The sequence below is a fragment of the Acidisoma sp. PAMC 29798 genome, assembly GCF_030252425.1.
GTDB classification, from domain to species: domain Bacteria; phylum Pseudomonadota; class Alphaproteobacteria; order Acetobacterales; family Acetobacteraceae; genus Acidisoma; species Acidisoma cladoniae.
In genome coordinates this window covers 1079477-1089502 of sequence record NZ_CP126994.1, presented here as the reverse complement: position 1 = coordinate 1089502, position 10026 = coordinate 1079477, and the positions used below count along the sequence as shown (strand labels likewise).

At 63.7% G+C, this 10026-nt stretch carries 6 protein-coding genes; 4 read left to right on the top strand and 2 right to left on the bottom strand.

The window, feature by feature from the left end:
• Positions 1-24: 24 nt before the first annotated feature.
• Both QP803_RS05200 and QP803_RS05195 read left to right on the top strand, forming a co-directional pair.
• Complete coding sequence (locus QP803_RS05200) at positions 25-414, top strand: hypothetical protein (protein ID WP_284946664.1); 390 nt, start codon at positions 25-27, stop codon at positions 412-414.
• A 113-nt stretch (positions 415-527) separates the two neighbouring features.
• The gene (locus QP803_RS05195; protein WP_284946663.1) at positions 528-2558 is read left to right on the top strand and encodes a DUF4139 domain-containing protein; all 2031 of its coding nucleotides are present in this window, start codon (positions 528-530) and stop codon (positions 2556-2558) included.
• A 78-nt stretch (positions 2559-2636) separates the two neighbouring features.
• Here the strand turns inward: QP803_RS05195 and katG are convergent, their stop codons facing one another.
• Complete coding sequence (gene katG / locus QP803_RS05190; protein ID WP_434082909.1) at positions 2637-4838, bottom strand: catalase/peroxidase HPI; 2202 nt, start codon at positions 4836-4838, stop codon at positions 2637-2639.
• A gap of 311 nt (positions 4839-5149) precedes the next feature.
• Here katG and QP803_RS05185 point away from each other — a divergent pair, with 311 nt between their 5' ends.
• Both QP803_RS05185 and QP803_RS05180 read left to right on the top strand, forming a co-directional pair.
• Complete coding sequence (locus QP803_RS05185) at positions 5150-6415, top strand: efflux RND transporter periplasmic adaptor subunit (protein WP_284946661.1); 1266 nt, start codon at positions 5150-5152, stop codon at positions 6413-6415.
• Between the two features lie 11 nt (positions 6416-6426).
• A complete protein-coding gene (locus QP803_RS05180) occupies positions 6427-9588 on the top strand; it encodes an efflux RND transporter permease subunit (RefSeq protein ID WP_284946660.1) in 3162 nt (1053 codons plus the stop codon).
• Here QP803_RS05180 and QP803_RS05175 read toward each other — a convergent pair.
• A complete protein-coding gene (locus tag QP803_RS05175; protein ID WP_284946659.1) occupies positions 9585-10016 on the bottom strand; it encodes a MarR family winged helix-turn-helix transcriptional regulator in 432 nt (143 codons plus the stop codon). The two genes, QP803_RS05180 and QP803_RS05175, sit on opposite strands and share 4 nt — an antisense overlap.
• Positions 10017-10026: the final 10 nt, after the last annotated feature.

Genomic DNA, 10026 nt, shown 5'->3' with positions numbered 1-10026 from the left:
GCCCCCAAAACAAGGATAGTCGGCATGAGTGCATCGAATGACGGCAGAGCGAATAGGGACGGTGTACCGGGCATCGAAGGGCGCAGGGCCGTGCCGCCGCCTGAACCGAGCTATCCCTTGATGGAAAACATGTTCGCCCCGGAAGTCTTCGCGACCTTCGCATCAAGCTTTTCCGTGGGCTCCGGCAGTGTCACGATCAAGCTCGTCTCCTCGCGCTGGGACAATTCATCGGAACCCGGCGTACAGCGCGCGGTCGTCGTCGGGCGGATCACCATGCCGCTGCAGGGCGCCCAAACCCTGGCGGCAGGATTGCACGCCTTCCTCGCCCAGCACGGCCTGGAATATGCGCCCGCAACGCGGCCCAAGACACGCGCCAGTGACGCGACCGCATTCAGCCCGAATAGCGAGTCCTGACGGCACGGGTCTGCCTCAGGTCTGAGGCGCGCCACTGAAAGCGCCGCTGCGGCTTCCCAAAATGGGGTGGCGGGCCACATGATCGGTTGCGCCACCACCGGAAGGCCAGCCGCATGAAGTCTCCTCGTCGCACGCTCGTTCTCGCGGCTGCCGCCATGGCGCTCGCCGCACCCGGCCTGGCCCGGGCTGACGCCCCGCTGTTGCTGAAGCGGGTCATGCTGTCCACAGCGGGTGTTGGCTACTACGAATACGAAGCGGATGTTGACGGGCCGACGGAGCTCGGATTGGACGTCAATCTCGATCAGGTTGACGATGTTCTGACGTCCCTCGTGGTCTTCGACACTGCCGGAGGCATCGGCAGCATCGAACTGCCCGGGCGCGATTCGACGCACGCCGCCTTCGGCGCGGTGCCCTTTGGGCCGGAAGCGCTGCGGTCTCCCCTCGCCTATGTCCAGGGCCTGCAAGGCGTGGACATCACGGTCACCGGCCCGCGGCCCATGAAGGGTCGTATCCTGGCCGCCGAACCGGTCACCGAGCGGTCGGTCACGACGCCTGATGCCACAGTGACCCGGACACGGGTGACGCTGATGGGTGACCAGGGCCTGCAGCAATTCATCCTGGAGGATGAAACGTCGGTTCAGGTATCCGACCCCAAGCTGCGCGACGCGATCAACCAAAGCCTTGAAGCCGTCCGACGGGATGCGGCCCATAACACACGCCACCTGACCCTCCGCGTCTCGGGGCAGGGCCACCGCACCGTGCGTGTCGGCTTTGTGGTCGCGGCCCCGCTGTGGAAAGCCAGCTACCGGCTCGTGATGCCGGGACCGATGGAGACCAAAGCCCGCCTCCAAGGCTGGGCCGTTCTCGAAAACACGACGGGCAATGACTGGAAGGGCGTCGACTTGTCCTTGCAATACGGCAACCCCGTCACCTTCCACCAAGCCATCTACCAGACCTATTTTGTTCAGCGCCCCGAGGTTCCTGTGGAAGTGCTGTCACGGCTGTTGCCCGACGTCGATACGCGCGCCACAGCACCAGCGGAGCCTTTGGATGCGTCAGCCCCGCCTCCGCCTGCGATGATAATGCCTGCCCCCCTCGGCGAGATGGCCAAGGCCAGTGGTGCGGCCGAGGTGCGGATGGCCCGTCCAGCCGAAGCCGCTGAGGCGAGCGAAGGCACCGAGGAGACCGTCTTCCACCTCGCGATGCCGGTGTCCCTGGATGCCGGCCATACCGCGTCGGTGCCAATCCTGGACCGTGAGATCCCGAGCAGCCGGGTAGACGTGGCACCCTCCAGCCAAGCGCATCCTTACTCGGCGATCCGCATCGTCAATGACAGTGCAACCAGCTTGCCGGCGGGCGTGCTGGCCCTCTACGACCCTGCCGGCGCGGCGTTTTTTGCGGGAGACGCCCGGCTCGGCGGTCTTCCCATCGGCGAGACCAGACTGCTTCAATATGCCGAGGACCTGCGTACTACCGTGACGCAGACGACGGACGACGAGCGCCAGCTGGTCTCGCTCACCGCGTCCCAGGGTATCATCCATACCAAGGTCCTTGATCGCCTCGCGCTCCACATCACCGTTCAGGCTCCGGCCCAAGAGGCGCGCCAGGTGCTTCTCAGCATCGACAAGCAGGACGAGCGGAGGCTGACGGTGGAAGGCGGTCCTGTGCCTGGCATGACGGAGACTGTGACGGCGTGGCGCTTGCCGGTGACGCTGAAGGCGGGCGAGGTGCGCCCCATCACCGTCTACCTGGACCTTACAAATGAGGATGAGCTCGACCTCGCGGACACACTGGCCAATGGGACTGACGATTTCGGAGGTCTGTTCCAGATGGACGGCGTCAGCCCGGCCGCCGCCGATGCCATCCACCATCTGGTGGTCCTGAACCAAGCGGTCTCCGCCCGGCGCGCGGATCAGGCGCAGCTTGCATCGCAGCAGCAGGCGCTGGATCAGGAAGAGGTTCGAGTTCGGAGCAACCTGACTGTGGTGCCCGCAGGCGACGCGCTTCATACCAAGCTCATCGACAAACTTGGCGACACGGAAAACCAGATCGGCCGCCTGAACCAGCAGATCGATGCCGCCAAGCAAGCGGTCGTCGAGGCACAACACACTTTGGCGGACGCGATTTCGAACCTCACGCTTTAAGTGGCGTCATCGGCCACCCTCGGCAGCCGGAAAGGTAGACGGCGGCACCCCGAAAGGTGCCGCCTGCACGCCAAGGCTTTAGGCTGTCACGCAGTCGAAGCGATCTGCGTTCATGACCTTGTTCCACGCCGCCACGAAGTCTTTTACGAACTTCGGCTTGGAGGTTGTGGAGGCATAGACCTCGGCCAGGGCGCGCAATTGCGAGTGCGAACCGAAGATCAAGTCGACGCGCGTGGCGGTCCACTTGGGTTCCTTCGTCTTGCGATCGCGGCCCTCATAGGCGTTCTCGGAGGCAGTGGGCTGCCATTCCGTGCTCGCATCAAGCAAATTGACGAAGAAGTCGTTCGTCAGCTTGCCGGGCTGATGCGTGAAGACGCCGTGCTTGGATCCGCCGGAATTGGTGCCCAGAACCCGCAGACCGCCAAGCAGCACGGTCATTTCGGGGCCTGACAAGCGCAGCAATTCCGCCCGATCGACCAAGGCTTCCTCGGGCGCCATGAACTGCGCACCCTCGTAATGGTTGCGGAAACCATCGGCAGTTGGTTCGAGCGGCGCAAACGAATGCGCGTCGGTCTGCTCCTGCGACGCATCCATACGGCCGGGGGTGAACGGGACCTTCACATGGGTCCCGGCATCCTCAGCCGCCTTCTCGATCGCCGCGCAACCGCCAAGAACGATCAGATCGGCCAGCGAAACCTTCTTTCCGTCGGACGCCGTAGCATTGAACGTCGTCTGGATCGATTCGAGATGGTGCAGCACCGTCGTAAGGTCCGCCGGATCGTTGACCGGCCAATCCTTCTGGGGTGACAGACGAATACGGGCGCCGTTCGCACCGCCGCGCTTGTCCGAAAAGCGGAAGGTCGCGGCCGAGGCCCAGGCGGTGGACACGAGTTGTGACACCGACAGGCCCGTGGCGAGGATCTGCGCCTTGAGCCCTTCGATCTCCGGCTCGCCGATCAGCGGGTGATCCACGGCCGGAATGCGGTCCTGCCAGATCAGCGGTTCCTGCGGAACGAGTGGGCCGAGGTAGCGCTGGATGGGTCCCATGTCGCGATGGGTGAGCTTGAACCAGGCGCGGGCAAAGGCATCCGCGAACTGATCGGGATTTTCATAAAACCGACGAGACACCTTCTCGTAGGCCGGGTCCAATCGCAGGGCGAGATCGGAGGTCAACATGGTCGGAACCCGGGTCTTCGACGGATCGAAGGCATCGGGGATATCGGCCGGGGCGTCCTTAGCCTGCCATTGATGGGCGCCGGCCGGGCTCTTCGTCAGTTCCCATTCGAACTTAAACAGATTTTCGAAGTAATGATTGCTCCACTGGGTCGGCGTCTGCGACCAGGTTACTTCGAGGCCGGAGGTGATCGCATCCGCGCCGATGCCAGTACCATGCTTGCTGCGCCAGCCGAGGCCCTGATCCTCGATGACGGAGCCTTCGGGCTCGGTTCCCACGAAGGACGGATCGCCGGCACCATGGGTCTTGCCGAAGGTGTGGCCGCCCGCGATGAGGGCAACGGTCTCTTCGTCGTTCATGGCCATACGCGCAAACGTCTCACGGATGTCGCGCGCGGAACCGAGCGGATCGGGGTTCGAGTTCGGCCCTTCGGGATTGACGTAGATGAGGCCCATCTGCACCGCGCCGAGATTGCTCTCAAGCTGGCGCTCGCCGCTGTAGCGCTCATCGCCCAGCCAGGTACCCTCAGGACCCCAATACAGCTCTTCAGGCTCCCAGGTATCCGCGCGGCCGCCGGCAAAGCCGAAGGTCTTGAAGCCCATGGATTCGAGAGCGACGTTGCCGGTCAGAACAAAGAGGTCAGCCCAGGAAAGATTGTCGCCGTATTTCTGCTTGATCGGCCACAGCAGCCGGCGCGCCTTGTCCAGGCTCGCATTGTCCGGCCAGCTATTGAGCGGGGCGAAACGCTGCTGGCCACCACCGGCACCGCCGCGCCCATCGATCGTGCGATAGGTGCCGGCGCTGTGCCATGCCATGCGGATGAACAGACCACCGTAATGGCCGAAATCGGCCGGCCACCAATCCTGGGAATCGGTCATCAGGGCATGCAGGTCCTGGATGACCGATTCCAGATCGAGGGCCTTGAACGCCTCGGCATAGTCAAAGTCCGGACCCATCGGGTTGGCCCGCGGCGAATGCTGGCTGAGCGTGCTGAGGCTCAGGTTCTGCGGCCACCAATCACGGTTGCCACGCCGTCCGCCCTTGCGAGGTGCTGGGGAGCCTCCGTGTGCCACAGGGCACTGGCCCCCCGTCGTATCGTCCCTCATCCCGTCCATTTTTATCTCCTAAACGCGGCTTCTTCGGTGTGTCGGCAAGCCTCTTGAGGCCTGCGGAGCGCGGCGCGTCGTCCACCTGCTCTCTAGACAGCTAAACCTTGCGCCGACGTGCTTCTTTTGTGAATTCGATTGTCCAGCGTCCGACGATAGGGCAAACCTATCAGTGACCTCGGTCGGCGGCAGCAGAGCGCGTTTTTTGGCAAGCCAGATATGCCTTGCCATATACGCTTATATGCCCATACTCGTCGCCAACATGGCTTCGGTAGCGGTTCTTCGCTCGGCCGACAGTAACGGACAGCACAATGAACATCAGTGAGACGGAGTCGCCCTCGCCCCTGGGCGAGGTGAGCAACCGACTTCAAGACACCCCACCACCCCGCCGCAGGCGCGTGGTGACGGGGCCGCGGGCTGCCGTCGTTGTCATCGCGGCGCTGGCGCTCGGCGGCGCCTGGGCGACGATGCGACCGGGAAGCGCCACGCCGGCCGCGCCGCCGCCGCCGCTCCCGACCGTGACGGTCAGCATACCCCTGCAACGCGCGGTGGGGCAATCCGAAGGGTTCCTGGGTCAGTTCTCCGCCGTCAACCGTGTGGAGTTGCGCCCGCAGGTGGGCGGAACGCTCAGTGAGATCCATTTCAACGACGGAGAGATCGTCCATCAGGGCGATCTTCTGTTCCTGATCGACCCGCGCCCCTATGCCATCAAGGCCGCCGAGCAGAATGCGGCGATTCAAAGCGCGCAGGCGAAGCTTTCCTTCGCCGGCACCGAGCTTTGGCGCGCCCAGACGCTGAAGCAAACGCAGTTCGGAACGGGTGAGAATCTGGACCAGCGCAGCGCCGACCAAAGGGCGGCTGCCGCTGCCCTGGCGCAGGCGCAGTCACAGCTCGCAGATTCCGAACTCGACATCGAATACGCCCATGTCACCGCGCCGTTCACGGGCCGCATCGGTGCGCATCAGGTGTCCATCGGCAGCCTGGTGACCGGTAGCCGGGGTGGCACGAGTGGCACCACGCTGCTGGCGACGCTCGTTTCCCTCGATCCCATCTATCTGAATTTCCATATGAGCGAAGCCGATTACCTCGCCTTCACGCAAAACCGCGCGCGGGCGACCGGCACGGCCGCCAACCGCGTCGATTTCAGCTTCGGCGATGAACACAGCTACGACCACCACGGCACTCTGGATTTCGTCGATAATACGATAGACGCCTCCAGCGGTACGATCCTGGCGCGAGCGACCGTTCCGAACGCCGATATGACCATCGTGCCGGGCGAGTTCGCCCGTGTGCGGCTTGCCATCGCGCCGCCGACGCCCGCGCTTCTTGTGCCGGATGTCGCCATCATTCCCGATCAGTCGCAAAGCCTGGTGATGACCGTCGCGCCTGATGGCACCGTCGTCCCGAAGATCGTGAAGACCGGTGAGATGAGTGGCGGTCTGCGCATTATCCGCGCCGGCTTGGCGCCCACGGATCGCATCATTGTCGATGGGCTCATGCATGCAATGCCGGGCACGAAGGTCGCGGCGCAGACCGGGACCATCCGATACGACTCTGCGGCCGACGCGCAAGAGTAAGGAGCAACATCATGCGCCTCACGCACGTCTTCATCGACAGGCCGATCCTCGCGACCGTCCTCAGTGTCTTCCTCACTCTGATCGGCCTCGGCGCTCTCGCGATTCTGCCGATCGCCCAATACCCTGAAATTGTGCCGCCGACGGTCCAGATCACAACCGCCTATCCCGGCGCGTCTGCCGAGACGGTCGCGAATACGGTCGCGACCCCGATCGAGCAGGAGGTCAACGGCGTCGAGAACATGCTCTATATGAGCAGTCAATCGACCGGTGACGGCAAGCTGACGATCACCGTCACCTTCCGCATCGGAACCGACCTCAACGTCGCGCAGATGTTGACGCAGAACCGCGTGGAAGATGCACTGCCGCGCTTGCCGGACGATGTGCAGCGGTTAGGCGTGCAGGTGCGGAAATCGACGCCCACAATCCTTTTGGCCGTGCATCTGATCTCGCCCGATCAATCGCGGAACGAGCTTTACCTCTCCAACTATGCGACGCTGCATGTGAAGGACACGCTGGCGCGTCTTCCCGGCGTGGGTGACGTGCAGCTGTTCGGCGGGCGCGATTACGCCATGCGCATCTGGCTCGACCCGGACAAGATCGCTGCCCGCAACCTCAATGCCAGTGAAGTGCTGGCCGCAATCCGCGCCCAGAACGTGCAGGTGTCCGCCGGCATCCTCAACCAGCCACCGATCGCCACGCATGAAGCCTTTCAGCTGAATGTGCAGACCTTGGGCCGGCTGTCCACGCCTGCGCAATTCGCCAATATCCTCATCAAATCCGATAGCGACGGGCGCATCACGCGCCTGCGTGACATCGGGCGGGTGCAGGTCGGCGCTGCGGATTACGGTTCGGCCGCCTATATGGATCGCCTGGACGGCTTGCCGCTGCTGATCTTTTCACAGCCCGGCGCCAACTCTCTCCAGGTCGCGCATGAAGTGCTGACGACGATGGAGACGCTCAAGCAAAGCTTCCCGCCTGGGGTCGGCTATCGCGTCATCTACAACCCGACCATTTTCGTCGCCAAATCGGTCGACGAGGTGATCAAGACCATCTTCATCGCCATCGTTCTTGTCGTCTGCGTCGTCATCGTCTTTCTCCAGACCTGGCGCGCCTCCCTCATTCCCGTCATCGCCATTCCAGTCTCCCTCGTCGGCACCTTCGTCATCCTGGAGGCTGTGGGCATATCGCTGAATAACCTGTCGCTCTTCGGTCTTGTCCTCGCGGTCGGCATCGTCGTGGATGACGCCATCGTCGTGGTGGAGAATGTCGAGCGGAATCTGCGCCTGGGCATGACGCCCAAGGAGGCCGCGCATAAGACGATGGATGAGGTCGGCGGCGCGCTGATCGCCATCGCCATCGCACTCTGCGCCGTGTTCGTGCCCTCAGCCTTCCTTTCGGGCATTTCGGGCGAATTCTTCCGCCAGTTCGCAGTGACGATCTCGGCCTCCACCGTCATCTCCTGCCTCGTCTCCCTGACCCTGAGCCCGGCGCTGTGTGCCGTGTTGTTCAAGGCGCATCAGGTGCATGACCGCAAGCGGCAGTCGATCGCCGTGCGGCTTGTGCAAGGCGGCTTCGCGGGTTTCAATCGCGGCTTCGAGGGGCTGTCAAACGCCTATGGCAGACTGACCAGCCGCCTCGTGCGGATGCTCGGTCTGGTTCTGATCGTCTATGTCGGGCTGATCGCCCTGGCGGGTTTCCAATTCTCCCGTGCGCCGACCGGCTTCATTCCCGAGCAGGACCAGGGTTACCTCATCACCGTGCTGCAGCTGCCGCCCGGCGCGACGCTTGACCGTACCGAGGCCGTGGTGAAGCAGGCGACAGACATCATCCTCAAGACACGCGGGATCGAGCATGTCGCGCCCTTCGCGGGCCTCGATGCGACAACCTTCACGGTCTCATCCAATGCCGGAACCATCTTTAGCGGCCTGCCCTCGCTGTATAATCATTCACTGCCGGGCGTGACGGCCTCGACCGTTCTGGCCGATCTGCAAAAGCGCCTGTCCGTGATCCAGGGCGCATTTGTGCTGACGATACCGCCGCCGCCGGTGCCTGGCCTCGGCAGTGCGGGCGGCTTCAAGATGATGTTGCAGGACCGTGCGGGCCTGGGGCCGGATGCGCTGGCAAAGGCCGCCCAGGCGCTGGTGGGCGCGGCCAATGCCGATCCGCATTTCGCCGGCGTCTTCACCTTGTTCAGCACGCGCACACCCTCGGTCTATCTCGATATCGATCGGGAGAAAGCCGAAATGGTGGGGCTGACGCCGACCGATATCTTCAACACCTTGCAGATCTACATGGGGTCGCAATACGTCAACGACTTCAACTATCTCGGCCGCACCTACGAAGTCATCGCCCAGGCTGACGGCAAGTTCCGCAGCAATGTGGGCGATATCAGCCGCCTGGAAGCGCGCAATGCCGCCGGGCAGATGGTGCCCGTCAGCACCGTGGCCCGCTTCTCCGAAGTCACGGGTCCCTATCGCGTGCCGCGTTATGACCTGTTTCCGGCGGCGGAAATCATGGGCACGGCGGCACCGGGCGTGGCTACCGGCACCGCGCTGGCAGAGATGGAGAAACTTGCCCACCAGGTTCTGCCGCCAGGCATCGGTTTCGAATGGACCGATCTCGCCTTCCAGCAGGAGCAGAAGGGCACGCCGACACTTCTGGTCTTCGCCGCCTCCGCGCTGTTTGTCTTTCTGGTTCTCGCCGCGATGTATGAGAGCTGGAAGCTGCCGCTCGCAGTGGTTCTGATCGTGCCGATGTGCCTGCTCGCCTCGGTCACCGGGCTACTATGGCGCGGCATGCCGATCGACATTCTAGCGCAGATCGGCTTCGTGGTGCTCGTCGGCCTCGCCGCCAAGAACGCCATCCTGATCGTGGAGTTCGCGCGGCAGGCGGAGGAGGAAGGCGCGACGCCGGCCAATGCGGCGGTGCATGCGGCCAGAACGCGTCTTCGCCCGATCCTGATGACGTCTTTCGCCTTCATCCTGGGCGTGGCGCCGTTGGTGGTGGCGTCCGGCGCGGGGGCGGAGTTGCGGCAGTCCCTCGGCACGGCTGTGTTCTTCGGAATGCTCGGCGTGACCTGTTTCGGCCTGCTGTTTACGCCCGCTTTCTACACCATCGTCCGCAGTATCGGACGGAAGCGCACGGCGGTCGCGCGGGTGAAAGTACCGGCCTAATACTCGGCGAAATCGGCAGCGGCGACGCGTTGAAGTTCTTCGCGCAGCCGCGCTGATTGGTCCCGGCCGATCGCCGCCTCGAAGGCCTGCTGCGCATGGCGCCAAAGCCGCTCACCTTCCGCGAGGACATCCCGCCCCGCTTGGGTGAGCGTTACTTCCCGGCTGCGGCGGTCCTGCCCCACGGCGAGCGTGACATAGCCACGCGATTCGAGCGGACGAATGTTATGGCCGAGCGTGGCACGGTCCATCACCATCACTTCCGCCAGGGGATTGAGGGAGATCGGCCCGAGGCGATTGATTTCACTGAGGAGCGTATACTGGGTCGAGCGTAGCCCAAGCGGCGCAAGCGCCTTGTCATAGAGCTGCGTGACCCGCCGCGTCGCCTGACGCAGACAATAGCAATCGCATCGCATGTCCAAGATCGTCATCCCAATTCAG